This is a genomic window from Ottowia sp. oral taxon 894, from assembly GCF_001262075.1.
In the GTDB taxonomy this organism is placed as follows: Bacteria; Pseudomonadota; Gammaproteobacteria; order Burkholderiales; family Burkholderiaceae_C; genus Ottowia; species Ottowia massiliensis.
Genome location: NZ_CP012073.1, coordinates 1,151,277 through 1,178,221 on the forward strand (window position 1 = coordinate 1,151,277; position 26,945 = coordinate 1,178,221).

Sequence of the window (26,945 nt, forward strand, 5' to 3'; positions counted from 1 at the left end):
TGAAGCCATTTACTCCTGGACAAGGAGCGAATCCAGACCCCGCAAAAAGCGTTTGGCGCAATCAGGACGGGGACTTCTTGCTATTGGAAAAGAAGCAAATAAGGAAGGAAAGAGAGCTGGCGCGCGGCGGGCCGGACTGCGGCCCGCCCGTTCAGCGGCCATTGCTCACGTCGGCGTTTTCGCCTTCGCCGCCGGGCGCGTTGTCTGCGCCGTAGGAGGCGATTTCAAGGCCACCGCTGGGGCCGGGGTTGGCGTAGCGGTAGGGGTTGCCCCAGGGGTCGGTGGGCACGCCGCCTTTCATGTAGGGGCCGTTCCAGCCGCTGACGGAGCCGGGTTTCTTGTCCAGCGCGGCCAGACCCTCTGCCGTGGTGGGGTAGCGGCCCGTGTCGAGCTTGTAGATGTCCAGCGACTTGGCGATTTCCTCGATTTGAAGCTTGGCGGTTTTGGTTTTGGCGCCGCCAAAGCGCTCCATGACTGCCGGGCCGACCAGCCCGGCCAGCAGGGCCAGGATGGCGATGACCACCAGCAGCTCAATGAGCGTGAAGCCCGCCTGGGCATGCGCGCGGGCGCGGGCGGGCGTGGGTTGCAGGCGCATGAAACGCATGGGTTTTCCTTTCTGTAGAGGGGTTTACTTCACCAGGTCATTGACGGAGATGATGCCCAGCAGGATGGAGACGATGATGGCCGCAATCAAGAGACCCAGCACGAGGATGAGGGCGGGTTCGAGCAGCGTCAGCCCGCGTTTGATGCCGGTTTCCACGTCGCGGTCAAGAATGGCCGCCAGCTCGTTCATCATGGCGCCGACGCGGCCTGTTTCTTCGCCCACGCGCACCAGGTTGATGGCCAGCGGCTCGAAAACGCCGGTGGCGCGCATGGCGGGCACGATGCGCGAGCCTTCCTTGACGAGCGGGGCCATTTTGGCCAGCGCCTGCCGAAGGGCCTGATGGGTGACGGTTTCTACCGAGATGTGCAGCGCCGCCAGCAGCGGCACGCCGTTGTCCAGCAGCGTGCCCAGCGAGCGGGCAAAGAGCGTGAGCTGGTATTTGCGCACGATGGGGCCCAGCACCGGCAGCGCAATCAGGCGCGCCTGCCACCACTGCCGCCCCGCCGGCGTGCGCAGCCAGCGCCAGGCCAGCCAGCCCAGCGCCGCCGCGCCCAGCCCCAGCGCCAGCCCGTAGTGGCGAAAGCCCTGCCCCAGCAGCATGACCACGCGCGTGGGCATGGGCAGCGCGTCGCCCATGCCTTTGAACAGCTTTTCAAACTGCGGCACCACAAAACCCAGCATGCCCACCAGCGACAGCACGGCCACGCCCAGCAAGATGGCCGGATAGAGCGTGGCCGACACCACGCTCTCGCGCAGCGCGCGCAGGCGCTGCATGTGGCCGGCCAGGCGGTCAAGCACCTGCGGCATCTGGCCGCTGACTTCGCCCGAGCGGATCATGTTGATGTAGAAGTCGCCAAAGTGCGCCTGGTGCGCGGCCAGCGCGCGGCTGAAGGGCGCGCCGCCTTTCACGTCTTCCAGCACTTTTTCCAGCATGGCGCGCACGCTGGGCTTGTGGCTCATGTCGATGAGCACGCGCAGCGCGGCATCGAGCGCCAGCCCGGCGCGCAGCATGATGGCCAGCTCGCTGGTGAGCGAGAGCACGTCGGCGGGCTTGACGGGGCCGCGCGCGGCGCGCGGGCGCGGGCCGGCCAGCGCCGCGCCTTCGGCCTGGCCGGCCGGCTGCACGCGTATGGGCGTCAGCCCCCGCTCGCGCAGCTGGCGCAGCACATCGGCTTCGGCGGCGGCTTCGGTGCGGCCTTCGGCGGCCTGGCCGTCGGCATGGGCGGCGCGCCAGAGAAATTCAGGCATCTGCGCCTTCCTGGCTGTCTTGCGTGACGCGCAGCACTTCATCCAGGCTGGTCAGGCCGGCGGCCACTTTGCGCAGGCCGTCGTCATAGAGCGTGTGCATGCCGCGCTGCACGGCCAGATGCTGAAGGCTGGCGGCGTCCTGGCCTTGCAAGATGGCGGCGCGCAGCGCGTCATCCACCACCATCAGCTCGTGTATGCCCGTGCGGCCCTTGTAACCCGTGCCCCGGCAGCGCTCGCAGCCCACGGCCTTGTAAATGGGCGCGCCCTCGGGCAGAAAGCGCCCCAGCCCGGAGCTTTGCAGCAGCGCGGGCGCGGGCTGCAAGGCCGCCTTGCAGTGCCCGCACAGGCGCCGCACCAGGCGCTGGGCCAGCACGCCATTGACGGTGGAAGTGATCAGGTAGCGCTCCACGCCCATGTCCTGCATGCGCACCACGGCGCTGGCGGCGGTGTTGGTGTGCAGGGTGGAAAGCACCAGGTGGCCGGTGAGCGAGGACTGCACGGCAATCTGCGCCGTCTCGCCGTCGCGCATTTCGCCAATCATGATGATGTCGGGGTCTTGCCGCAGGATGGAGCGCAGCGCGCTGGCGAAGGTGAGGTTGATTTGCGCGTGCACCTGAATCTGGTTGATGCCCTCCAGCTGGTACTCCACGGGGTCTTCCACGGTGATGATTTTTTGCGTGGCCGCGTCCAGCTTGGCCAGCGCCGCGTAGAGCGTGGTCGTCTTGCCCGAACCCGTGGGGCCGGTCACCAGCAAAATGCCGTGCGGGCGGGCGATGAGCTGGTTGAAGCGCTCCAGCGTGTCTTTTTCAAAGCCCATGTCTTCCAGGCTGAAGCGCACGCTGGCGCGGTCGAGCACGCGCATCACCACGCTTTCGCCATACACCGTGGGCACGGTGGACACGCGCAAGTCCAGCTCGCGGCCCTTCACGCGCGTTTTGATGCGCCCGTCTTGCGGCAGGCGGCGCTCGGCAATGTCCAGATGCGCCAGCAGCTTCACGCGCGAACTCACCGCCGCGCCCTGCTGCGGCGGCACGATTTCGCCGGGCAGCAGCACGCCGTCCACGCGGTAGCGCACGTGCAGGCCGTCGTCAAACGGCTCCAGGTGAATGTCAGAGGCGCGCAGCTCGATCACGCGGCCAATGATGTTGTTCACCAGGCGGATGACGGGCGCTTCACTGGCCAGATCGCGCAGGTGCTCCACGAAATCGCCCGCCTCGCCCTCGCCCAGCGGGCCAAAGCCCGATTCCGGCCCCTCGGCCTCGGCGGAAGGCTCCTCGAACAGGCGCTCCAGCGCCTTGTCGATCTCGGCGGCCAGCCCCACGGCGGGCAGCACCTCCAGCCCCGTGCTCAGGCGCAGCGCCTTGCACACAAAGGCGTCTTGCGGCGCGGCCATCGCCACGTGCAGCCGCCCCGCGTCGTCCTGCGCGAGCGGCAGCACGTGATGCGCGCGCAAAAAACCCGGCAGCAGCCCTTGCGGCTCCGGCGGCACGGCCGGAAAGGCTTCGCCCGTCACGAAAGGCACGCCCAGATGATCAGCCAGCGCGCGCGCGGCATCCACATCAGACACCAGCCCCAGGCTCACCAGCACGCGGTCGAGCGAGCCGCCCATCTCCCGCTGCGCTGCCAGCGCCCGCTCCAGATCGCGCGCGCCCAGCTTGCCCTCGCGCACCAGCCGCTCGCCGTAGCGCGGCCAGTCATCAGCGGCAAAAAGAGGGTCGGCAACAGGGCGTGAAGACATGAACGGGCAGGCTGGATGGGCAAAAACGGGGCGCAATGCTAGCGCACGCCCAGCGCACACGGAATGGGCGCGGCCCGCCAGGAAACCGCTTGCCCGCCGCTTTCCCCCTGACGGCATTGCCGAACGGTATGCCTGCCCCTCGCCGCTCGCGTTGCAGCGCCAAGGCGCACGGGCTTCGTCTGCCAGGGAATATCAAAACAAGAGCAAATTAAGGGGCCAAAAATGCCAATTTGCGCAAATTGCACTAGGACCTCATGCTATGAATAAAAGAGCGAATTAAAGGGCGGGCAAATGGGCGTGTTCCGCCCATCCCGCCACGCGGCGCCAGCTTCGAGGCGGCCCGGGCTGCCGCTGCCAGCGCGGCAGAAGATGCCTGCGCCGGCAGAGTCATTCACCCGCTTTCGCAGGCTCTCGCAGCTCGCGGCGCAGCACTTTGCCGACGGGCGATTTGGGCAGGCTGGCGCGAAATTCGATGCGCGAGGGGCGCTTGTAGCCCGTCAGGCAGCGGCGGGCGTGCTGGCGCAGCGCTTCTTCGGTGAGGCTCTCGTCCTTGCGCACGACAACGAGTTTGACGGCTTCGCCCGTTTTGTCGTCGGGCACGCCCACCACGGCCGCTTCCAGCACGCCGGGCACGGCGGCCATCACGTCTTCCACTTCATTGGGATAGACGTTGAAGCCGCTGACCAAAATCATGTCTTTCTTGCGGTCCACGATGCGGATGTAGCCTTTTTCGTCCATCACGCCGATGTCGCCCGTTTTGAAATAGCCGTCGGCGGTCATGGCCAGCGCGGTTTCATCGGGGCGCTGCCAGTAGCCGGCCATGACTTGCGGGCCTTTGATGGCGATTTCGCCGCTTTGTCCCTGGGGCACTTCGCGGCCCTCGTCATCGAGCAGGCGCACGTCGGTATTGGGCAGGGGCAGGCCGATGGCGCCGCTGTATTCGTGCAAGGTGACGGGGTTGCAGCAGGCAATGGGCGCGGTTTCAGACAAGCCGTAGCCCTCGCAAACGGGCGTGCCCGTGCGCTGAAGCCACTGCTGGGCCACGGCGCTTTGCACCGATGAGCCGCCGCCCACGGCCACTTTCAAATGGCTCCAGTCCACCTTGTCGAAGTCCGGGTGATGCAGCATGCCGTTGAACAGCGTATTGACCGCCGGGAGCTGGTGAAACTTGTGGCGAGCCAGCTCGCGCAGCGTGGCCTTCATGTCGCGCGGGTTGGGAATGAGCACCGTCTTGCCGCCAATGCGCAGCGTCAGGATCAGGCTGGCCGTGAAGGCGAAGATGTGATAAAGCGGCAGGGCGCAGATGCCGATGATTTGCTGGCCTTCAGGCACGTTTTTGAGCACGGGCTGGTACCACGCCTGCGCTTGCAGGGCATTGGCCACCAGGTTGCGGTGCAGCAGCATCGCGCCCTTGGGCACGCCCGTGGTGCCGCCGGTGTATTGCAAAACGGCAATGTCATCGGGCTGCACGGGCGGGGCCTGAAAAGGCAGCCTGCGCCCCTTGGCGATGGCCTTGGCGTAGCGCACCGCGCCCGGCAGGCGAAAAGCCGGAACGGCCTTGCGCACGTGGCGCAGCACAAAGTCCACCACCGCGCCGCGCACCCAGCCCAGGCGCTCGCCCACACTGGCGAGGATGACGTTTTGCACCTGGGTCTGCGGCAGGCAGGCTTGCACCGTGTCGGCAAAGTTTTCCATCACCACCAGCGCCCGGGCGCCCGAGTCATTGAGCTGGTGCTCCAGCTCGCGCGGGGTGTAGAGCGGATTGACATTCACCACCACCATGCCCGCGCGCAGCACGGCGGCCACCGTTTCGGCGTACTGGGGCACGTTGGGCATCATCACCGCCACGCGGTCGCCCTTTTTCAGCCCGCGCGATTGCAAAAAGGCCGCCAGCGCGCGGCTTTGGCGCTCCAGCTCGGCGTAGCTGTATTCGCGGCCCATGTAGCTCAAGGCCGCCCGGCTGGCGAACTGGCTGAAACTGGCCTCAAGCAGCGCGGCCAGCGTAGGAAAGGCGGCCACGTCAATGCTGGCGGGCACGCCTTCAGGGTATTGACCAAGCCAAGGGCATTGCGAAGCGGGGTTCATATCAGGGTTCCTCTTTGTCTGTCAAAACGCGGCGGATTGTGGACAGGCTACAAGAAAAAGTATTCTTTTTCCTGCGAGTGAACCCATATTTGAACCAAAAGTATCGTTAAATGATTCTCTGCTGGCGCTGGCAGCCCCCTATGCGCCGGACAAGCGGCCAGACGATAGGCACACACGGCAGGCTTGAACGCTCTTTTCACGAGGGTAAAAGCCACGCGGGCTTGCAAGCTGGCAGAACCCGCTCGCGGCCTGGCGGCGAAGAGCGAACGGCGCAGCTCTTGGACAAAGCACAGGAGAGAGAAAGCAGGCGAAGCCGCTCCGAATTGCTCCGCGCCTCGAATCCCTAGGAAAAATGCGATCCCTCTGCGACAAGAAACAGGGATTTATTCAAACGGATATTGAGCGCCGGCTCCACTTGTCCAGACCGCCTGCTGACCATGGCAACAGCCCACCGCAAGGCTGGACGCGTTTGCCTCTGGGCATTTGCTCCATCAAGCCGACGGTGCTTGTTTGGAATCCACTGCGACTGCACGAGCGTATGAAGACAACTTCAGATGGTGTGCAGTCCACCTTGAACAGGTGGTGAATGGCTTTCTGGAAAAGCGAAAGCCCCGTATACGGGGCTTTCCATTTGGTGCATCTAAAGCTTGTTAGCGGTAGAGCGCATTTCCCAGTGATCAGGGCTTCGAAGAGTATAGCAACTTGTTGCAAATAAAAGCACAGGGTTTTCACCGATGCACACGCGTTCGTTAGCGTGTACTAATTGATTTACTTGAAACAAATTGCACTAAAAGGAAAACGAATGCCGAAACAAAAGTCTACTCGTTACCGCTTGGCGCTGGATTTGGGATCCACTTCGCTGGGCTGGGCCGTGTTGCGGCTCAATGAGCAGCATGAGCCCAACGCCATCATCCGCGCGGGGGTGCGCATCTTCAGCAACGGGCGCAATCCGAAAGACGGCTCCTCTCTGGCCGTGACGCGCCGCGCTGCTCGCGCCATGCGCCGCCGCCGTGACCGACTGCTCAAGCGCAAAGCGCGCATGATGAACAAGCTGGTGGAGTATGGTTTTTTTCCGGCCGATGTGGCTGAACGCAAAAAGCTGGAACGCATAAATCCCTACGAGCTTCGCGCCAAAGGACTGGATGCGCCGCTAACGCCGGGTGAATTTGCTCGGGCACTCTTTCACATCAATCAGCGGCGCGGTTTCAAGAGCAACCGCAAGACGGACAAGAAGGAAAACGACAGCGGGGCGCTGAAGGCTGCCATTAGCCACCTGCGCCAGCAGTTGCATGAAAGAAAGGCGCGCACGGTGGGCGAATGGCTGTGGCAGCGCCTGCAAGCAGGCCTGGGCACGCGCGCCCGCTACCGCGAAAGCCGAGTGGCGCAGGCCAATGGCAAGACGCGCATTGAAAAGAGCTACGACCTCTACGTTGACCGGCAGATGATTGCAGAGGAATTTGACGCGCTATGGGCGGCACAGGCAGCCTTCAATCCGCAGCAGTTTAGTGAACAGGCGCGTGGCGAATTACGTGATGTTTTGCTGTTTCAGCGCGATTTGCGACCTGTCAGGCCAGGGCGCTGCACTTTGCTGCCCGATGAGGAGCGTGCCCCATTGGCACTGCCCAGCGTGCAGCGTTTTCGCATTCTGCAAGAAGCCAATCACTTGCGGCTGCTGCATCCGGACTTGCGTGAGGAACCACTGTCATTGGCCCAGCGCGATGCCGTGGTGGATGCGCTGGAACACAACAGCAAACGCACGTTTGAGCAGCTGCGCAAGCTGCTCAAGCTCAACGGCACAGTGAAGTTCAATCTGGAAGATGAGAAACGCAAGGAACTCAAGGGCAATGCAACGAGCGCAACTCTGTCCAAAGACGGCCTGTTTGGTGAGAACTGGTGGAATCTTGACGAAGCTTTGCAAGATGCAATCGTCTGGCAACTGGTTTCGGAACAAAGCGAGGAAAAGCTGCAGAACTGGCTGCAGGCCAACACGGGCGTGAATGCCACGCAAGCCGAGACCATTGCCAATGCCGGATTGCCTGAAGGCTACGGTTCGCTGAGCTACAAGGCGCTGGCGCGCATCATTCCTGCCTTGCGTGGTACGGAGGTGGCAAATGGAATAGATGTGCCACGCACATATGACCAAGCCGTACAGGCGGCAGGCTTTGCGCACCACAGCGATCTGGATTCCGGATTTGATTTTGAACACAGCCACGATGAAGTGGAGCGGATTGGCGAACGTGTGATTGCCTCAACGGGTGAAGTCAAACCTGTCTTTGCCTTCAAACAGCTGCCGTATTACGGCAAAGCCTTGCGACGCCATGTGGCGTTTGCCAAGGAGCATCCACGCAATGAGGAGGAACGCTATGGAAAGATTGCCAATCCCACGGTGCATATCGGGCTGAACCAGCTACGGGTGGTGGTCAATGCGCTGATTCGCCGCTACGGAAGACCAACAGAAGTGGTGGTGGAGCTGGCTCGCGATTTGAAACAAAGCCGCGAACAAAGACAGGAGGAGCAAAAGCGGCAGGCCGATTACCAGAAGCGCAATGAGCATATTCGCCGCGAAATTGCCAGCATGCACGGCTGCGCCGAAGAACGAGTGAGCCATGCCGACGTGCAGAAATGGATTCTCTGGGAAGAATTGAGCTTTGACGTGGCCGATCGGCGCTGCCCCTACAGTGGCGTGCAGATCAGTGCGCAGATGCTGCTGTCCAACCAAGTGGAAATCGAGCACATCCTGCCGTTTTCGCAAACGCTGGACAACTCCTTGAATAACCGCACAGTTGCCATGCGACAGGCCAACCGCATCAAGGGCAACCGTACGCCGTGGCAGGCGCGGGAGGACTTTGAGCGCCAAGGCTGGTCATATGACAGCATTCTGCAACGCGCCGAGCGAATGCCCAAGGCTAAACGCTACCGTTTCTCACGCGATGGTTATGAACGCTGGTTGAAAGAAGACAAGGATTTTCTGGCGCGAGCACTGAACGACACTCGCTATCTCTCACGAGTCGCCAAAACATATATGGAGCTGGTGTGCCCACTCGGCACGAGAGTGATTCCTGGACAGATGACAGCGCTGCTGCGCGCCAAATTTGGTCTGAATGACGTACTGGGCCTCAATGGCGAGAAAAATCGCGATGACCACCGCCACCATGCCGTGGATGCTTGTGTAATTGGCGTGACGGATCAAGGACTGTTGCAACGATTTGCGCAAGCCAGCGCGGATGCGCGCGGGAATGGACTAGAAAAACTGGTGGAAAACATGCCTGTTCCCTGGGCAACCTACAGAGACCATGTGAAGCGCGCCATTCAATGCATATGGGTCAGTCACAAGCCGGATCATGGTTATGAAGGCCCCATGATGGAAGAAACGGCTTACGGCATCCGGAAAGACGGCTCCATCAGGCAAAAAACAAAAGCCGATGGCAGTACGGGGCGGGAAATCACTCATCTGATTCGAATCACTGAGCCTACCCAAAATCTGCGGCATGGCGTAGACGCGCAAGGGCAGCCGCTGGCTTATAAAGGCTATGTGGGCGGCAGCAATGACTGCATTGAAATCACACAGAATGAACAGGGAAAATGGGAAGGAAATGTGATTACCACTTTCCAAGCTTATGACATTGTCAGACGACTGGGCAGCAAACAGGGGCCTCGCCGCTTACGGCATCCAACACTGGCACAGACGCTGGATGTATATGGGAAACCCAAAAAACTGGTCATGCGGCTAATGATTGATGATTGTGTTCGGCTGGAGCTGGACGGCAACAAAAAAACGCTGCGGGTTGTCAAAATAACCGGAAATGGTCAAGTATTCATGGCTCCTGTGCATGAAGCCAATGTGGATAAACGAAATAGCGACAAAACAGACCCATTCGCTTACGTGTCTAAATATGCGGGCTCTTTTCAGAAGGCTAAGGCTAGGCGTATCACCATCTCTCCAATAGGCGAATTGCACGATCCCGGCTTTTAAAAGTAAAAAAGAGAGCGCCATGATTGGACACATTGTCGAAATCGCAGACGACAGACGGCATCTATCCGTACGCCGGGGTTTCATGGTCGTGCACGATACGGAAGGCGAACGCCGGCTTTTGGGTCAGGTACCCCTAGATGACATCGCAGCCGTCATCGCCAATGCATACGGCATCACCTATACCGGGAATTTACTAGTGGCCTTGGCCGAGCGTGGCGTTCCATTTGTACTTTGTGCCGCCAATCACAATGCCGTAGGGATGCTGCTGACGCTGAATGGACATCATGTACAAGCCCACCGCATGGAGGCGCAAATTGCTGCCAGCCAGCCGACGCGCAAACGCCTCTGGGCAGCCATCGTTAAATGCAAGCTGGAACAACAAGCTGCCGCCCTGGAAGCCACAGGCGTTCCTCATATGCCACTTGCAGCATTGGCGAAAAAAGTTCGCAGCGGTGACCCTGAAAATATGGAAGCTCAAGGCGCGCGCCGTTACTGGACACTTCTTTTCGGAAAAGATTTTCGGCGTGATCAGCAGGGCGATGGCGTTAATGCTCTGCTCAACTATGGCTACGCCATTGTTCGTTCCGCCACTGCAAGAGCTGTTGTCGCAGCAGGGCTTCATCCCAGCGTGGGACTGCACCACAGTAACGATGGCAACCCCATGCGCTTGGTCGATGATTTGATGGAACCCTTTCGCCCCATGATTGACTTGAAAGTCTGGCGATTGCAATGTTCAGGTCATCATCAAGTCACGCCTGAAACCAAGCGAATGCTGGCGCATATTCTTTATGACGACATGCAGACCAGCGCAGGGACCACTCCCATGATGGCGTGCATGCAAAAGTTGGCCACCTCGTTAGCACAGGTTTACGTTGGTCAAAGAGAAAAGTTGGACTTGCCCTTGCCCAGTCTGCCGCTATCCCTGACAGGCAACCTGCGCCCTTCATGATGGATTCACCATGCTTTCCGGGTACAGGCTGATGTGGATACTGGTGATGTTCGATCTACCCGTGCTGGAAAAAGTCGAGCGGAAGGCCGCCACAGACTTTCGCAAGGCCTTGTTGGACATGGGTTTTGAAATGAGCCAGCTCAGCGTTTACATGCGCTTTTGCACAAGCCAGACTCAAATTGACACCTACGCAAAACGCGTTGAGTCCATCCTTCCCGCCGGCGGCAAGGTCAACCTACTTCAATTCACGGACAAACAGTATGAGCGCATCATCACCTTCCACGGCAAGATGCGACAAGCCCCACCGAAAACACCAGATCAGTTCGATCTCTTCTGATGTTGAACAACGCTTTTTTATACCTCGCAGCACCTAAAAGGTGTTTGGCGACAAGGAGTTAGGTGTTCTGGATTTTAGATCACTGGGAAATGCGCTCTATCCGGAACCTCGGCCTTGAGGGATACGGACATTTTCCGATTTTAGATCACTGGGAAATGCGCTCTATCCGGAACGTCGGCGCGGCCATCCTCGCCAAAGTCGAGATTTTAGATCACTGGGAAATGCGCTCTATCCGGAACTTGTTGCGCGAGAGGTCGCGCGAGCGGGCCATTTTAGATCACTGGGAAATGCGCTCTATCCGGAACATAATGACCTATCGCCTAGATGCCCTTTCGATTTTAGATCACTGGGAAATGCGCTCTATCCGGAACATTCCCACTTTTACGGAGCCGCCCTGTGCGATTTTAGATCACTGGGAAATGCGCTCTATCCGGAACTTGCCCCCCATGCCTGCCAGCTGGCGGGCGAATTTTAGATCACTGGGAAATGCGCTCTATCCGGAACCCATGCTTGCGGGCTGCGACACCCGGCCCCATTTTAGATCACTGGGAAATGCGCTCTATCCGGAACGGCCAGACCTACACACCCGCTCAATGCCGCATTTTAGATCACTGGGAAATGCGCTCTATCCGGAACCGAATCGAATACGGGGGGATGTGCCGTGAAATTTTAGATCACTGGGAAATGCGCTCTATCCGGAACGGGCGCGGACAACTCTTGCACGACGAGGCCATTTTAGATCACTGGGAAATGCGCTCTATCCGGAACAGCATCGCGCCAGCGGCGGCAACGGCGGCGATTTTAGATCACTGGGAAATGCGCTCTATCCGGAACCCATGGCTGAACTCTTAAATGCCGCTACTGATTTTAGATCACTGGGAAATGCGCTCTATCCGGAACTCTATACAGAGCAGTCATGCCCGCCTGCCTATTTTAGATCACTGGGAAATGCGCTCTATCCGGAACTCACATGGACTGGAGACTATTTTGATATTCATTTTAGATCACTGGGAAATGCGCTCTATCCGGAACGAACGGCCTGTTTTCTATAACGGCAGATTCATTTTAGATCACTGGGAAATGCGCTCTATCCGGAACATGCTGCGCATCCAGATAGATGTGCGATGAATTTTAGATCACTGGGAAATGCGCTCTATCCGGAACAGCGTGACGGGGAAATCGACGGTGTTGTCAATTTTAGATCACTGGGAAATGCGCTCTATCCGGAACTAGCAGAAGGTGTAGTCACCAACTGCATGAATTTTAGATCACTGGGAAATGCGCTCTATCCGGAACGCCGAAACAGTCCTATGTGGGTGAAGCTGTATTTTAGATCACTGGGAAATGCGCTCTATCCGGAACTAAAGGAGCCGGGGCATGAGAGACGACCGCATTTTAGATCACTGGGAAATGCGCTCTATCCGGAACGCCCGTCATCAGCAAACCGTCAGGCGCACCATTTTAGATCACTGGGAAATGCGCTCTATCCGGAACTCGATCGGTTGCCGTTGCTACACGCAACAGATTTTAGATCACTGGGAAATGCGCTCTATCCGGAACTGGAGTTTCTGGGGGTGTGGGAACGGCTCCATTTTAGATCACTGGGAAATGCGCTCTATCCGGAACGTTATTAAGGCACAATACATCTCATGTTGAATTTTAGATCACTGGGAAATGCGCTCTATCCGGAACGCGGTGGCGTTGGACAGGTGGCTCATGACAATTTTAGATCACTGGGAAATGCGCTCTATCCGGAACGCACGCAGCGCGTGGTGTCGCCACGGTACGATTTTAGATCACTGGGAAATGCGCTCTATCCGGAACGTTGCGATGCACACTGCGGCAGCGCAAGGGATTTTAGATCACTGGGAAATGCGCTCTATCCGGAACCGCTGGCTTCAGGTGTCATTTTTGATTCCTATTTTAGATCACTGGGAAATGCGCTCTATCCGGAACGGTGCCCGGATACGCGCACTTGCTTATGCAATTTTAGATCACTGGGAAATGCGCTCTATCCGGAACGGGTATGCACGCGTATCAACCACGGAACAAATTTTAGATCACTGGGAAATGCGCTCTATCCGGAACCAGAGTTGCTGAATGGGCGAAATTTTCGGTATTTTAGATCACTGGGAAATGCGCTCTATCCGGAACTTAGCCGCCAGCCGGGCGCGGAGCTGATGCATTTTAGATCACTGGGAAATGCGCTCTATCCGGAACTCAAGCGGGGAGTGAAGTTTGGCAAAGGCATTTTAGATCACTGGGAAATGCGCTCTATCCGGAACCTATCGGTATAACAAAACAGTTTTCAAGCTATTTTAGATCACTGGGAAATGCGCTCTATCCGGAACTGCACCGTCACCAAAGAAGCAGGTTTCTTGTATTTTAGATCACTGGGAAATGCGCTCTATCCGGAACTGCTGGCTGCTTGTGGATGTGTCCGGTGCGATTTTAGATCACTGGGAAATGCGCTCTATCCGGAACTATCTGGTCACTGGGGCGAATGGAACCGGAATTTTAGATCACTGGGAAATGCGCTCTATCCGGAACTTGGAATGAAGGCATTCAAAGGTACGATTGATTTTAGATCACTGGGAAATGCGCTCTATCCGGAACTCCGCGGGGATGTTCAGCGCTTCGGCGTAGATTTTAGATCACTGGGAAATGCGCTCTATCCGGAACTGCCGAAACAGTCCTATGTGGGTGAAGCTGATTTTAGATCACTGGGAAATGCGCTCTATCCGGAACCATTTGCATTTCCTTTCGGCGCAGAAAGAAATTTTAGATCACTGGGAAATGCGCTCTATCCGGAACCGTGCTGCGGTTGCACGGCGTGGGCGCGTAATTTTAGATCACTGGGAAATGCGCTCTATCCGGAACTACCTCTACCAGGTCCTCTAGCCCATGCTTATTTTAGATCACTGGGAAATGCGCTCTATCCGGAACCAGAGTAAAGATGCATGCTCTAAAGTTTACATTTTAGATCACTGGGAAATGCGCTCTATCCGGAACTCGAGGTCCATGCGCAAGAAATAGTCAAAATTTTAGATCACTGGGAAATGCGCTCTATCCGGAACATAGGCACGATGGTGTCGATGTCGTGCTGAATTTTAGATCACTGGGAAATGCGCTCTATCCGGAACCGAAGATCGAGCACAAGGAATCCTACTCCAATTTTAGATCACTGGGAAATGCGCTCTATCCGGAACCACGACGCGCAGGTCTACGGCAAGGCGAAATTTTAGATCACTGGGAAATGCGCTCTATCCGGAACCGCAGATCGCCGATGATCATGATGCGGCTCCATTTTAGATCACTGGGAAATGCGCTCTATCCGGAACCTCTAGGGCTAACGGGTATAGGTCTATGATATTTTAGATCACTGGGAAATGCGCTCTATCCGGAACATCACGTGGTATTACAAGCGTGAAGCCGCGATTTTAGATCACTGGGAAATGCGCTCTATCCGGAACCTATGGATTATTCAAGGCCGGGCGAATATTATTTTAGATCACTGGGAAATGCGCTCTATCCGGAACAGATGGCCGCCCCGGCGCAGATCGCGCACGATTTTAGATCACTGGGAAATGCGCTCTATCCGGAACGGCCGAATGCAGCGCCAAAACGATTCGTGGATTTTAGATCACTGGGAAATGCGCTCTATCCGGAACGTGTCGCGTGGGACAGGTATTGCCGGGCGCATTTTAGATCACTGGGAAATGCGCTCTATCCGGAACTGTAAAGGCCAAGGCACGCCGCAGCGATGAATTTTAGATCACTGGGAAATGCGCTCTATCCGGAACTGTAAAGGCCAAGGCACGCCGCAGCGATGAATTTTAGATCACTGGGAAATGCGCTCTATCCGGAACACGTCCTTGCACCGGCCGCTGTTGAATGCCATTTTAGATCACTGGGAAATGCACTCCAGCAAAAGCAGCAGCAAATATATACCAAGATTTATTTGCTTCCGGCAATCTGTTTTTGCAGTTTCCCGCAGTAATCAAGCGGCGGAATGGGCGAAGTGAGCCAGATCATGTCCGAGGGAGCCAGGGCGGATGTTGCGGCGGGGTCTTCTTGCGAGTGCGGCTTGCCCGCAGCCGAACGGGCGCGTGCGGAAAGAACCCGTGTGAGAAGGTGTTGGGGCAAGAAGCGTGGGACGCCCAGGGCGCGGTGGGTGTGCCCGTTGCCTGTGATGAGGATGACTGTTTGGCTGGAGGGCGCTTGTTCAGCCAGGCGGGCCAGTGTGGCGGCCATGGTCATGTCGCGGGCGATTTGGATGCGTGTCATGGGCGCCGTCTGCTCTGCGGGCAGCAAATCGCAATGGCTTTGGCGCAAACGGTCTTGCTGCAAAGCCAGCAAGGAGGCGGGCAGCTGGGTATCCAGCTCAAGGTTTCCCATGGCTTCTTTCATGCGGGCGCGGGGGAGGTTTGCGCCTTCCACGGGCACGCCCGCGCGCACGGCTGCCATGATGGCGGGGCCGTAATTGGCCCAAGGCCAGGCGCGGTCGTTCCAGGACAGCGCTTGTTGCACGGCGGCTTCGCTGGCAGAGCGGGGCAGGCGGCGGGTGTTGTGGCCCTGTTCAGCCATTTCAAGGGCAACGGCAGCCAGTTGCCCGCGCGCCGCCAGCCAGTCAATGACTTGGCGTTGGAGCCGCTGGTGATCAGGAGCGTCGTGCTGCTCGCCAATCAGCAGCGCCTGGGCGGGCAGCAGGCGTTCCAGTTGCTGGGCGTCAATTTCAGTGGGCGTTGCAGCAATGCAGGCGCTCAATGCCAATGGAGCGAGCAGAAGAAGTGTGCGCATGTCATGTTCCCGGCGGAATGGGCCAAAGGGCCAAAGCAGGCTTGTGAGCCGCCGTCATGCTACGACAGATGGTGCAATGGCTCTCATGCCCGCTCTCACGTCTGAATCAACCGCAAGCGCTGGCGCGCGCTGAAACGGGCGCTATTGCATTCACGGCAAGCCGTTGTCGCACGCTTTTTTCGGCAAGAAAAAATCAGGCTCTGAAACCGCCTCTGCTTTGCTCTGAATAGCACAAAACCGCCCGCCTAATAATCATTCCTTTTACAGATTATTCGGCTTTTCGCAAGGCCATGCATCAATTGAAATTGCATGAGCGGCGGCCTGAAGCAGATTTTCTCAAGAAAACAGAATTTGTCATTGCAAATCCTGCGCATAGGGTCGGCCTGTTTATTGGTTTCTTGCTGAAAGATATAAACTGCGCCGCTCCAGCGCCTCATATATAATGCATCCGGTTCATGGCGTAAATGCGCTTTCTGCTTCGCCAGATTATCAGGCCATGCTGAAAATGGCCAAATGCAGCATGCCTTTCATTATTAGAGCCGCCTGCTCACCATTTGTATGACACACCGCCCCCTTCATTGGCAAACCGCCCGCTTTCGCATTGATCTGGCGCGCCCGCGCATCATGGGTATCGTCAATGTCACGCCCGATTCGTTTTCAGACGGCGGCCAGCATGCCAGCGCGGCTGCGGCGCTGCGCCACTGCGAGCGGCTGCTGCGCGAGGGGGCGGACATTCTGGACATTGGCGGCGAATCCACTCGCCCCGGCAGCCCCGCCGTTTCTCTGCCGCAAGAGCTGGCGCGCGTGCTGCCTGTGCTGCGCGAGGCCGTCCGGATGGGCGCGCCCGTCTCGGTCGATACCTACAAGCCCGAAGTCATGGCCGCCGCGCTGGATGCGGGGGCGGACATCATCAACGACATTTGGGCGCTGCGCCAGCCCGGCGCGCTGGAAGCCGTGGCGCGCCATCCGGCCTGCGGCGTTTGCCTGATGCACATGCACGGCAACCCGCAGACCATGCAGCTGGCTCCCATGCCGGGCGATCCTGTGCCGCAGGTGCTGGCCTTTTTGCAGCAGCGGGCGCAGGCGCTTCAGGCGCATGGCGTGCAGGCCGAGCGCATCACGCTGGATCCTGGCATTGGCTTTGGCAAGACGGTGGCGCAAAACTTCGCCTTGCTGGCCCGGCAAGGCGAGCTGTTGAGCGCGCGGCTGCCGCTGCTGATCGGCTGGTCGCGCAAATCTTCTCTGGGGGCGGCGCTGGCCGCGCCGGGGCAGCAGCCGCCCCCGCCCCAAGAGCGCATCAGCGCCAGCGTAGCCGCAGCTTTGCTGGCGGTTGAGCGCGGCGCCGCCATCGTGCGCGTGCATGACGTGGCCGAAACCGCCCAGGCGCTCAAAGTCTGGGCGGCCTTGCAGCTAGCCCGATAAAGCCGCGCGCGCTTGCGCCGTCATCAGCGGCTCCGCTCTTGGGCTTGGAGCGCGAGCGCCAAAACGGGGGGCCAAAGCGGCTTTGCCCAGACTGCGGAGCCAAACCTCACCGCACATGCGATGGGCGCGCCAAGCCCGCCCGTTGGCGGTGATGGCGCTTTGGCCTTTTTCAGAGAGCGGAAATCCAAAGCGCACCGATCCCGGCCAGATCGGCGCAGCACCCATCAAGCCGAACCAAAAACAGGAGCAAATTCAGCAGGCATAAAACAGCCTTCCGCGCAGGTTTCGCTAGGACCCATTGCTATGCTTGCAGGAGCAAGAAACACCGTTTCTTTCCGTGTATTCATCTGGGAGCCTGCCTGTTTCGCGCGGCTTTTCTGCTTCCGCGCAGGCGCGCGCCGGGCAGGTTCTCGAAGCGCTGGAGCGCAATGCCTGGCGCTTGAAAGAGGGGCAAGCCGCGCGCTCTGAACGGGCTCCAATGCCCGCCTGGATGGGCCTGCGTCATGACTGCGTCATGAATCTGGCGGCAGCGCCAGGCCCTGCCGGTCGCGGAACGCGCGGGCCGCGCCAAAGTGCCCGCAGCCGATGAAAGGGCGCGGCCCGCGCGTGGCCGACAGGGGCGAGGGGTGATTGGCCAGCAACACCAGATGGCCGTGATCGGGGCCGCGATTCGGGCCGCTGTTGGCTGCAATCAGCGCCTGCTTGGACTGCGCGTGCGCGCCCCAGAGCATGAACACGATGGGGCGGCTGCCCCGGGCCACTTGGGCGATCAGCGCGTCGGTCAGCGGCTCCCAGCCTTGCCCGGCGTGGCTGCCCGCGCGGCCTTCTTCCACCGTCAGGCAGGTGTTGAGCAGCAGCACGCCTTGCCGCGCCCAGCCGGCCAGGCTGCCGCCGGGGCGCGGAAAGGCGGGCGCGGGCACGCCCAGGTCGCGCTCCAGTTCTTTGAAGATGTTGCGCAGCGAAGGCGGCAGGGGCACACCCGGGGGCACCGAAAAGGCCAGCCCTTCGGCCTGCCCGCGCCCGTGGTAGGGGTCTTGCCCGAGGATGACGACGCGCACGCGCTCGGGCGGCGTGAGTTCCAGCGCGCGCAGCGGCTGGGGCGGAAAGATGCTTGCGCCCGCGTCCAGGCGCGCCTGCAAAAAGCGCAAGAGCTTGTGCCCGGCGGCACTGGCGAAAAACGCCTGTGTCGCGGCCCGCCAGCCCTCGGCCACGGGCCAGCAGGCGGGGTCTGCGCTGCAAAGCTGGTCAGGCTGCATGGCAAAACTCCTTGAAGTGGCGAAGAAGGCAGCGAGTCTAGGCTTCAGCCCCCTTCAGACTGCGCCTGCGCGCGCAGGCCAGGCCCAAGCCATGCCACAGAGGCGCGCCAGTCCGGGGCGGCACGCTGACCGCTTTATTTTTGAGAGCGGATTAAAGCCCTCAAAAACCGCCGCTATCGCACATTCCAGTAAGACCTGACGCTATTAGATAAATAGCAAAAAAACCAAGGGCTTTCGGAGCAGTGCAGCGGCTGGGGGCCTGCCCACGGCCAGATTGCGGGCAGGCGCTCAGGACAAGTGCTTGCCCGCGATGCCCGCGAGCTTGAACATGCCGATGCGGTCGGCTTCAAACAGGGGGCGCAGCTTTTCGTCGGCGATGAGGGTGCGCTTGTCTTGGGGGTCTTGCAGGTTGTGGGCCTTGATGTAGTCCCAGAGTTTTTGCATGACTTCGCCGCGCCCGAAGGGGCCGGGGCCGATGACGGCGGCCAGCGCCGCGCTGGGCTTGAGGCTGCCGGCGCGCGGGGTTTTCTTCTTTTCGGCGGCGGCTTTCGCTGTTTTGGCGGCGGCTTTCGTGGTTGTTTTTGCAGCGGGTTTTGCCGCGCTGGCGGCGGGCGCGGCGCGGCTGTAGGCCGGGCGGGCGCGCGCGCCTTCGCGCGGCTCGAATTCAAAAATCACCTTGCCATCGCCGGCGCTCCAGGCCAGGCGGGCGGCAAAGGGGCGGCGGGTGCGGTTGCTGATGAATTTGTCGAGCAGGTCGGTTTTGCCCGTTTGCAGCAGCTTGCCCATTTGCTCGGCGCTGATGGGCTGCTGAAGGATGGTTTGGCCGCTTTTGAAGTCGCAACTGGCGGGGGCGGCGCTGGTGGCCACGGATTTTTCGCACACGTAGTTTTTGCCCAGCAGCTTGACGGCACTGCCGCAGCGCGGGCAGGGGCCCAGGCTGGGCTGGGCGGCCAGCTCTTGCGCGGCCTGGGGAGTTTCTTCGGCAGGGGCGCTGTCGCCAAAGTCGAATTCCAGCTTGTAGCGGCCGGGCGCTTCGGCGTCTTCGGCCAGCGTGAGTTCGGCGGTGAAGGGCCAGCCGGCCTTGCTGCGAAAGCCTTCGAGCGGGCCGATGCGCCTTTGGGCCAGCAGCGCCTCGGCTTCGGGCACGCTCAGGGTGCGGCCTGCGGGCGTTTTGGTGATGGAAAAGCCGCAGCCCTGGCCCGCTTGGCCGCCTGCGGCCTGGCCCGTGCAGGCGTAGCGGCGGTAGTTTTCCTTGATCTGGCCGCCGCAGTTGGGGCAGGCGGCGGCGAGCGTGGCGTAGTCGCCGGGCACGCTGTCGCGGTTGAATTCCTTGGCTTTGGCGACGATGCGGGCGGTCATGTCCGCGATTTCGCGCATGAAGTCGGCGCGGGCGAGCTGGCCGCGCTCCATGCGGGCGAGCTTGGCTTCCCATTCGCCGGTGAGCTGCGGGCGGCTGAGTTCTTCCACTTGCAGGCCGCGCAGCAGGGTCATGAGCTGGGTGGCCTTGGCGGTGGGCACGAGTTCGCGGCCTTCGCGCAGCATGTATTTTTCGGTGAGCAGGCCCTCGATGATGGCCGCGCGCGTGGCGGGCGTGCCCAGGCCTTTTTCCTGCATGGCGGCGCGCAGCTCTTCGTCGTCGATGAGCTTGCCCGCGCCTTCCATGGCGCCCAGCAGCGTGGCTTCGCTGTAGCGCGCGGGCGGGCGGGTTTGCAGCGCGCGGATGTCCACGGCTTCATTGCGCACCATCTCGCCAGCGGCCACGGGCACGAGCGATTTGGCGGCGGCTTCGCCTTTTTGGCCCGCTGGCTGGCCCGCTGCCTGGCTTTCGGCTTCGGCCTCTTTGCCGTAGATGGCCAGCCAGCCGGGCTTGACGAGCACTTTGCCGTCGCTGCGGAAGTGGTGATGCGCGCCCGCGTGCGTGGCGGTGGTGATGCGCGTGGTGATGAGGTATTCGGCGCTGGGGAAGAACACCGCCATGAAGCGGCGCGCCACCAGGTCGTAGAGCTTTTGCTCCGCTTCCGAGAGCGCGCCGGGCGCTTGCAGCGTGGGGATGATGGCGAAGTGGTCGCTCACCTTCGCGTTGTCAAAAATGCGCTTGCTGGCGCGCACCCAGCCTTGCGCCAGCGCCGTTTGCGCGTGCCCGGCCAGGTGGGGCATGGCGCTGGCGGCGAGCATCTCGAAAGTCTGGCGGGCCACGGGCAGATAGTCTTCGGGCAGCCAGCGCGAGTCGGTGCGGGGGTAGGTGAGCGCCTTGTGCTTTTCATAAAGCGACTGCGCCAGCGCCAGCGTGGTTTTGGCTGAAAAGCCGAAGCGCCCGTTGGCCTCGCGCTGAAGCGAAGTCAGGTCAAACAGCAGCGGGCTGGCTTGCGTGCTGGGCTTGCTTTCTTCGCGCACGCTGCACGCCTGCCCGCGCACGGCGGCGGCAATGCGGGCGGCTTCGTCGGCGCTCCAGAGGCGCTCGGGGCGCTTTTCGGCGTCTTGCGGGTCTTTTTTCCAGTCAGGGTCAAACCAGCGGCCCGGGTAGCTGCCCGCCTGCGCCAGAAAAGTGGCGTGCACTTCCCAGTAGTCGCGCGGCACGTGCTTGCGGATTTGCTCCTCGCGATCGACCACGATGGCCAGCGTGGGCGTTTGCACGCGGCCCACGGTGGTGAGGAAAAAGCCGCCGCCTTGCGAGTTGAAGGCCGTCATGGCGCGCGTGCCGTTGATGCCCACCAGCCAGTCGGCCTCGCTGCGGCTGCGGGCGGCATCGGCCAGGCCCTGCATCTGCGCGTCGCTGCGCAGGCGGCCAAAGCCCTCGCGTATGGCCTGCGGCGTCATGCTTTGCAGCCACAGCCGCTCCACGGGCTTGGGCGCGTGCTTGCCGTCAAACGCATATTGCGCAATCAGGCGGAAGATGAGTTCGCCCTCGCGCCCCGCGTCACAGGCGTTCACCAGGCGGCCCACGTCCTTGCGGCGCGCCTGTTTCACCACGGCGGCCAGGCGCGATTTGGTTTTTTCCACGGGCTTGAGGTCAAAGTGCGGCGGAATCACCGGCAGGTGCGCGAAGCTCCATTTGCCGCGCTTGACATCAAATGCTTCCGGCGCCTGGATTTCCAGCAAGTGGCCCACGGCGCTCGTGACCACGTACTGCTCGTTTTCAAAATGGTCTTCGTGCTTGTCGAAGCGGCCCGCCACGGGCGCAAGCGCCCGCACGATGTCTTGCGCCACAGAGGGCTTTTCGGCAATGACCAGGGTTTTCATGCTTTTACAATCCGTTGCTTCGCGTGCGCACGCCCTCGCGCGCACATGAGTTCAAGATAGCAAAAAACGCCCCGCCGCCCGCGCGGGCTGTGACGGGCGCCCTTCCTGCCCCGCTCTCTTTTTTCTCCATCCCGTTTTCCTCTGCGCGCATGACTGCCATCAGCCCCTTGCGCTGGCCTGCCGAAGCCTTGTGGCAGGCCATCGACCCCATCCTGCCCGGCTTCACGGTTGAAGTGCTGCCGCAAATCGACTCCACCAGCAGCGAACTCATGCGCCGCGCGCGCGCCGGCCTGGCCGCGCCCACGCTGCTGGTGGCCGAAGAGCAAACGGCGGGCCACGGCCGCATGGGGCGCGGCTGGCGCAGCAGCGGCCAGGCCTCGCTCACCTTCTCGCTGGGACTGGCGCTCCATCCGGCCGACTGGCAGGGCCTGTCGCTGGCTGCCGGGCTGGCCGTGGCCGAAAGCCTGCACGAAGGCATTGCGCTGAAGTGGCCCAATGACTTGTGGCAGCAAGGCCGCAAGCTGGGCGGCATCCTCATCGAAACCACCGCGCTGCCGGGCGGAGCCGACGCGGGCGGGGCCGGGCGCTATGTGGTCATCGGCATCGGCCTGAACATCGCGCCTGCGCAAGTCCTGCTTCACGCGCCAGACACAAGCGCGCCAGACGCGCCCGCCGTCAGCGGCGTGCCGCCCGCCTGGCTGCAATCGCTTCTGCCCGGCATCACCGCCCCGGCTGCGCTGGAGCGCGTGGCGCTGCCGCTGGTGCGCGCCGTGCAAGCCTTCGCCCACGTGGGCTTTGCGCCCTTTGAGGCGCGCTTTGCGGCGCGCGACGCGCTGGCAGGCCAGACCGTGCGCCTGTCTGACGGCACGCAAGGCCAGGCCGAAGGCGTGGACGCCACGGGCGCCCTGCGCGTGCGCACGGCAGCGGGCGTGCAGCGCATCACCAGCGGCGAAATCAGCGTGCGGCTGGCCACGGGGGCCTGAAGCCATGCTGCGCTGGATCGTCGCCCTGCTGCTGGCTGCCAACCTGGCCTGGCTGGCCTGGGCGCAAGGCTGGCTGCGCCCCATTGGCTTTGGCCCCCAGCGCCAGGGCGAGCCGGAGCGCGTGGCCGGGCAATGGAAACCGGAAGCCCTGCGTGTGGATGGCGCTTCCCCCACGAATGCCAGCGCCGCGCCCGCTGCGCCTGCCGCCCCGGCCGCGCCAGAAGGCGGCAGCCAAACGGCCCCCGCGCCCGAAACCAGCAGCGGCCCTGACGCGCAAGCCTCGCATGCGCCCGCCGCGCCGGATGAAGCGGATGAAGCGCAGCCCGGGCATGCGCCCGCTGATGCCGCCCCCGCTGATGCCGCGCCCGCTGCGGAGCCGCCCGGCGCGCCAGCGCCAGAAACGCCGCCCGCTCCCGCCGCCAAGGCCCCGCCGTCCGTTTGCCTGCAAGCGGGCGCTTTCACCGAAGCCCAGGCCGACGCCTTGCGCCGCGCCGCCGCTGCCTTGCCCGCCGATTCATGGCAGCTGCACGCCGTGCAATTGCCCAGCCGCTGGATGGTCTATACCGGCAAGCTCGCCAGCGCCGAAGCCGCCGCCGCGCGCCGCCGCGAACTGAACGCCCGGGGCATCGACACCGACCGCCCCGGCGCGGCGCTGGAGCCGGGCCTGTCGCTGGGCCGCTTTTCCAGCGAAGACAGCGCCAACCGCGCCGTTGCCGATTTCGCCCGCCGGGGCATCAGCGGCCTGCGCGTGGTGCGCGAGCGGCGCGACACCCCGGCCTACCTGCTGCGCCTGCCGGCAGCCGATGCCGCCCTGCGCGAAAAACTGGCCCGGCCATCGCTGCGCCAGGCCCTGGCAGGCAAGCCGCTGCGTCCTTGCGACTGAGCCTGCCAGGCTCCGGCGGCCAGACGGCTTGGGCGCCCGCTCGAGAACCGCCCGGCAGAGGCCGCGCGCCGCAATGAACCAGGCGCAGGCCGCCCATGAACCCGTTTGAGCATGGAGCACGTGGCGCTTGCTGGGCGTTATTTAGCTCCTTTATCAATAGCGTTATGTCCTAGTGCAATCAGCGCAAGGCGGCTTTTTTGACCTTTGAATTAGCTCCTTTTTTTGATTTAAAAGAAGCTCCTGCCGCATCCGCCTTGGGCGGGGCTTGAGACGCAGACGCACCCGACTCCAGCGTCCGGGCCGCCTTCCCTGTCTCATGGGCTGGCTCCGTGAACAGCCCTTGGGAGCGGCATCCGGCAAACCTGACTTCATGTCCCAACCGGCGTTCGGGCCTGGCGGGGGCCGAACCGGTAGTCATGCCCGCTTGCCATGTCTCTTCCCCCGCCTGCCAGAAGGCGATTTCTACAATTCGCGCCCATGCCTGCCGCCCCGGATTCCGAAGCCCCCGCCGCCCTTGCCGTTCTCACGCCCGCCGCCTTTGCCGCCGCGCGCGGGCAGGCGGCCCACGCGTTGCTGGAGGGGCTGAATGCCGAGCAGCGCGCCGCTGTCACCCTGCCGGCGGAGCACGCGCTCATTCTGGCCGGGGCCGGTTCGGGCAAGACGCGGGTGCTGACCACGCGCATTGCCTGGCTGTTGCAGACGGGGCAGGTGTCGCCCGGCGGCGTGCTGGCCGTGACGTTTACCAACAAGGCCGCGCGCGAGATGCAGGCGCGTCTGGCGGCCATGCTGCCGCTGAATGCGCGGGGCATGTGGATGGGCACGTTTCACGGGCTGGCCAACCGGCTTTTGCGCACGCACTGGAAGGCGGCGGGGCTGCCGCAGTCGTTTCAGGTGCTGGATGTGCAGGATCAGCTCGCCGCCATCAAGCGCCTGTGCAAGCAGTTCAACGTGGATGAGGAGCGCTGGCCTGCCAGGCAGCTGCAATGGTTCATCAACGGCTGCAAGGAAGAGGGCTTGCGCCCGCCCGATGTGCCGGTGAAAGACGCCGACAGCCGCCGCAAGGTGGAGCTGTACGAGCTGTATGAGCAGCAGTGCCAGCGCGAGGGCGTGGCCGACTTTGGCGAGCTGATGCTGCGCAGCTACGAGCTTCTGCGCGACCATGCCGATTTGCGCGGGCATTACCGCCAGCGCTTTGCACACATCCTGATTGACGAGTTTCAGGACACCAACCGGCTGCAATACGCGTGGATCAAGATGCTGGCGGGCCTGCCGCAAGAGGGCAGCGCGCATACAGGCGAGCCAGAGCGCACGGGCGGGGCCATCATGGCCGTGGGCGATGACGACCAGAGCATCTACGCCTTTCGCGGCGCGCGCGTGGGCAACATGGCCGATTTCGTGCGCGAGTTCGGCGTGCGCCATCAAATCAAGCTGGAGCAGAACTACCGCAGCCACGGCCACATCCTGCACGCGGCCAATTTGCTCATCAGCCACAACCAGCGCCGCCTGGGCAAAAACCTGCGCACTGCGCTGGGCGCGGGCGAGCCGGTGCGCGTGCTGCAAGCGCCCAGCGACTTTGCCGAGGCCGAATGGGTGGTGGACGAAATCCGCCATCTCGTGCGCGAAGGCGGCCTGCCGCGCCAGCAAATCGCCGTGCTCTACCGCAGCAACGCGCAAAGCCGCGCCATCGAGTCGCAGCTGTTCAACGCGGGCGTGCCCTACCGCGTGTATGGCGGCCTGCGCTTTTTCGAGCGCGCCGAAATCAAGCACGCGCTGGCCTGGCTGCGCCTGTTGCTCAACCCGGCAGACGACACGAGCTTTTTGCGCGTGGTCAATTTCCCGCCGCGCGGCATTGGCGCGCGCACGCTGGAGCAGCTGCAAGACGCCGCGCGCGCCGCGCATGCCCCGCTGCATCAGGCCGTGCCCGCGCTGACGGGCCGCGCCCGGGCGAACCTGGCCGCCTTCACCGGCCTGATTGCCACGCTGCGCCAGCAGGCCCAGGGCCAAACGCTTGATCAAGTGGTGGAGCTGGTGGTGGAAGGCAGCGGCCTGGCCGATCACTACCGCGCCGAAAAAGACGGCCAGGAGCGCCTGGAAAACCTGCAAGAGCTGGCCAGCGCCGCCCAGGCCTTCGCCCAGCAGGAAGGCTTTGGCCGCGACGCCGTGGCGCTGCCTTCTGCCGCGCCGCAGATGGACGCAAGCATGGAAACGGGAATGCCAGCGGAAATGGAAGCGCAAGCCGCGCCCGCCAGCGAACCGGCGGCAGGCGAGCCGCCGCTGGCCGCCTTTCTCACCCACGCCGCGCTGGAAGCGGGCGACAACCAGGCGCAGGCCGGGCAAGACGCCGTGCAGCTGATGACCGTGCACGCCAGCAAGGGGCTGGAGTTCGAGGCCGTGTTCATCACCGGCCTGGAAGAAGGCATCTTCCCGCACGACAACGCGCAAGCCAGCCCCGACGGGCTGGAAGAAGAGCGCCGCCTGATGTACGTGGCCATCACCCGCGCGCGCCAGCGCCTGTATCTCAGCCACGCGCAAGTGCGCATGCTCCACGGGCAAACCCGCTACAACGTGCGCAGCCGCTTTCTGGACGAAATGCCCGATGAAGCGCTCAAGTGGCTCACGCCCAAAAACCCGGGCCGCAGCCTGGCCGATGACGAAGCCTTCGGCAGCGCAGGCCGCCGCTTTGGTCTGAATGCCGGTTTGGGCGAACGCGCCTGGCGGCCCATGCCTGACGCCGCCCGCGCCGCCGCCCTGCCCTCTGCCACCGCCAACACGCGCGAAGGCGCGCCCATCCGTGCGGGCATGCAGGTGTTTCACAACAAATTCGGTGAAGGCACCGTGCTTGAAATTCAGGGCACGGCAGACGACGCCAAGGCCCGCATTGAATTCAAGCGCCACGGCGTGAAGCTGCTGGCCCTGGCGGTGGCCCAGCTCACGCCCCTGCCCTGAAGGGCCTGTTCAGCGCTTGGCCCGGAGCAAAAGCGTGGCAGCAGCGCCTTTCGCGCTTGCGCCCGGCAAGGGCCTGCCGCAGTCCTGAAAGCCGCCAGGAAGCATCAAAAACAGGAGCAAAAACAAAGGGTTCTAAATGCCGACTTGCGCAGACTCCACTAGGACATACTGCTATTGATAAAAGAGCGAAATAAGGCTTTCGATTCGGCCTGCTTGTCATGAAAAACGCCGATTGGCCCTCCCGGCTGTTTGATGCCGCCCTGGCCGCCTTTTTCGGCGCGCGGCGGACTCTGTGGGCATGCTGATTTCGGCCCTGCGGGACATTGAGCGCCTGCGCCTGCCTGGCGGCCGGTCAGGTTTTGGGTGGACGCTGCTTGCGCTGGCCGTGTGGACCGGCGCGCTCTGGCTTGCCGCGCCAAGCTGAGGCAGGCCGCCCGAGGCCGGGCTTTTCGCGCCTACGCGCAGATTTTGGGCGGGCGAT

At 62.1% G+C, this 26,945-nt stretch carries 15 protein-coding genes and 1 CRISPR repeat array; of the genes, 8 read left to right on the plus strand and 7 right to left on the minus strand.

The genetic code is table 11. From position 1 onward, the window contains the following. Positions 1–151 precede the first annotated feature (151 nt). The 4 genes from gspG to ADJ79_RS04910 all read right to left on the minus strand — a co-directional run bounded on the left by gspG (position 152) and on the right by ADJ79_RS04910 (position 5,675). The gene (gene gspG, locus ADJ79_RS04895) at positions 152–604 is read right to left on the minus strand and encodes a type II secretion system major pseudopilin GspG (RefSeq protein ID WP_050715027.1); all 453 of its coding nucleotides are present in this window, start codon (positions 602–604) and stop codon (positions 152–154) included. A gap of 24 nt (positions 605–628) precedes the next feature. After that, on the minus strand, positions 629–1,852 hold the full coding sequence (locus ADJ79_RS04900) for a type II secretion system F family protein (RefSeq protein ID WP_050715028.1): 1,224 nt from the start codon (positions 1,850–1,852) through the stop codon (positions 629–631). After that, on the minus strand, positions 1,845–3,590 hold the full coding sequence (gene gspE, locus ADJ79_RS04905) for a type II secretion system ATPase GspE (protein ID WP_050715029.1): 1,746 nt from the start codon (positions 3,588–3,590) through the stop codon (positions 1,845–1,847). The genes ADJ79_RS04900 and gspE overlap by 8 nt, the downstream gene beginning before the upstream one ends. Before the next feature lie 387 nt (positions 3,591–3,977). Further along, positions 3,978–5,675, minus strand: a complete 1,698-nt coding sequence (locus ADJ79_RS04910; protein ID WP_050715030.1) for a long-chain-fatty-acid--CoA ligase — start codon at positions 5,673–5,675, stop codon at positions 3,978–3,980. A gap of 772 nt (positions 5,676–6,447) precedes the next feature. Here ADJ79_RS04910 and cas9 point away from each other — a divergent pair. From cas9 to cas2, 3 genes are read left to right on the plus strand one after another with little or no spacing between them, the layout of a single operon-like run. Continuing rightward, positions 6,448–9,648: a type II CRISPR RNA-guided endonuclease Cas9 gene (cas9, locus tag ADJ79_RS04915; protein WP_253273870.1), complete on the plus strand. Its 3,201-nt coding sequence runs from the start codon at positions 6,448–6,450 to the stop codon at positions 9,646–9,648. A 19-nt stretch (positions 9,649–9,667) separates the two neighbouring features. After that, positions 9,668–10,597, plus strand: coding sequence for a type II CRISPR-associated endonuclease Cas1 (gene cas1, locus ADJ79_RS13060; RefSeq protein ID WP_082203005.1), 930 nt, complete (start codon positions 9,668–9,670; stop codon positions 10,595–10,597). 10 nt (positions 10,598–10,607) lie between these two features. Beyond that, entirely contained in the window at positions 10,608–10,934 is a 327-nt protein-coding gene (gene cas2, locus ADJ79_RS04925; protein WP_172674028.1) for a CRISPR-associated endonuclease Cas2, read from the plus strand. A 71-nt stretch (positions 10,935–11,005) separates the two neighbouring features. Beyond that, positions 11,006–14,869: a CRISPR direct-repeat array (repeat unit 36 nt; unit sequence ATTTTAGATCACTGGGAAATGCGCTCTATCCGGAAC). 22 nt (positions 14,870–14,891) lie between these two features. Here cas2 and ADJ79_RS04930 read toward each other — a convergent pair. After that, positions 14,892–15,734: a ChaN family lipoprotein gene (locus ADJ79_RS04930; RefSeq protein WP_050715034.1), complete on the minus strand. Its 843-nt coding sequence runs from the start codon at positions 15,732–15,734 to the stop codon at positions 14,892–14,894. Between the two features lie 558 nt (positions 15,735–16,292). On the opposite strand from ADJ79_RS04930, the gene folP reads away from it, so the two are divergent. Further along, on the plus strand, positions 16,293–17,156 hold the full coding sequence (folP, locus tag ADJ79_RS04940; RefSeq protein WP_050715036.1) for a dihydropteroate synthase: 864 nt from the start codon (positions 16,293–16,295) through the stop codon (positions 17,154–17,156). Between the two features lie 115 nt (positions 17,157–17,271). Then, positions 17,272–17,421 carry a hypothetical protein gene (locus ADJ79_RS14035; protein WP_156304033.1) on the plus strand — a complete coding sequence of 50 codons (150 nt, stop codon included), beginning with the start codon at positions 17,272–17,274 and terminating at the stop codon, positions 17,419–17,421. A 247-nt stretch (positions 17,422–17,668) separates the two neighbouring features. Here ADJ79_RS14035 and ADJ79_RS04945 read toward each other — a convergent pair whose 3' ends face one another. Both ADJ79_RS04945 and ADJ79_RS04950 read right to left on the minus strand, forming a co-directional pair. Beyond that, positions 17,669–18,412: a uracil-DNA glycosylase gene (locus ADJ79_RS04945; protein ID WP_050715037.1), complete on the minus strand. Its 744-nt coding sequence runs from the start codon at positions 18,410–18,412 to the stop codon at positions 17,669–17,671. Positions 18,413–18,700: 288 nt separating this feature from the next. Then, positions 18,701–21,652 (minus strand): DNA topoisomerase III, encoded by a 2,952-nt coding sequence (locus ADJ79_RS04950; RefSeq protein WP_050715038.1) that lies wholly within the window; start codon positions 21,650–21,652, stop codon positions 18,701–18,703. A gap of 149 nt (positions 21,653–21,801) precedes the next feature. On the opposite strand from ADJ79_RS04950, the gene ADJ79_RS04955 reads away from it, so the two are divergent. The 3 genes from ADJ79_RS04955 (at position 21,802) to ADJ79_RS04965 (ending at position 26,464) form a co-directional block, all read left to right on the plus strand. Beyond that, positions 21,802–22,635 (plus strand): biotin--[acetyl-CoA-carboxylase] ligase, encoded by an 834-nt coding sequence (locus tag ADJ79_RS04955; protein ID WP_050716421.1) that lies wholly within the window; start codon positions 21,802–21,804, stop codon positions 22,633–22,635. Positions 22,636–22,639: 4 nt separating this feature from the next. Continuing rightward, positions 22,640–23,518, plus strand: a complete 879-nt coding sequence (locus ADJ79_RS04960) for an SPOR domain-containing protein (protein ID WP_050715039.1) — start codon at positions 22,640–22,642, stop codon at positions 23,516–23,518. Between the two features lie 477 nt (positions 23,519–23,995). Further along, positions 23,996–26,464 carry a UvrD-helicase domain-containing protein gene (locus ADJ79_RS04965; protein ID WP_082203007.1) on the plus strand — a complete coding sequence of 823 codons (2,469 nt, stop codon included), beginning with the start codon at positions 23,996–23,998 and terminating at the stop codon, positions 26,462–26,464. Positions 26,465–26,945: the final 481 nt, after the last annotated feature.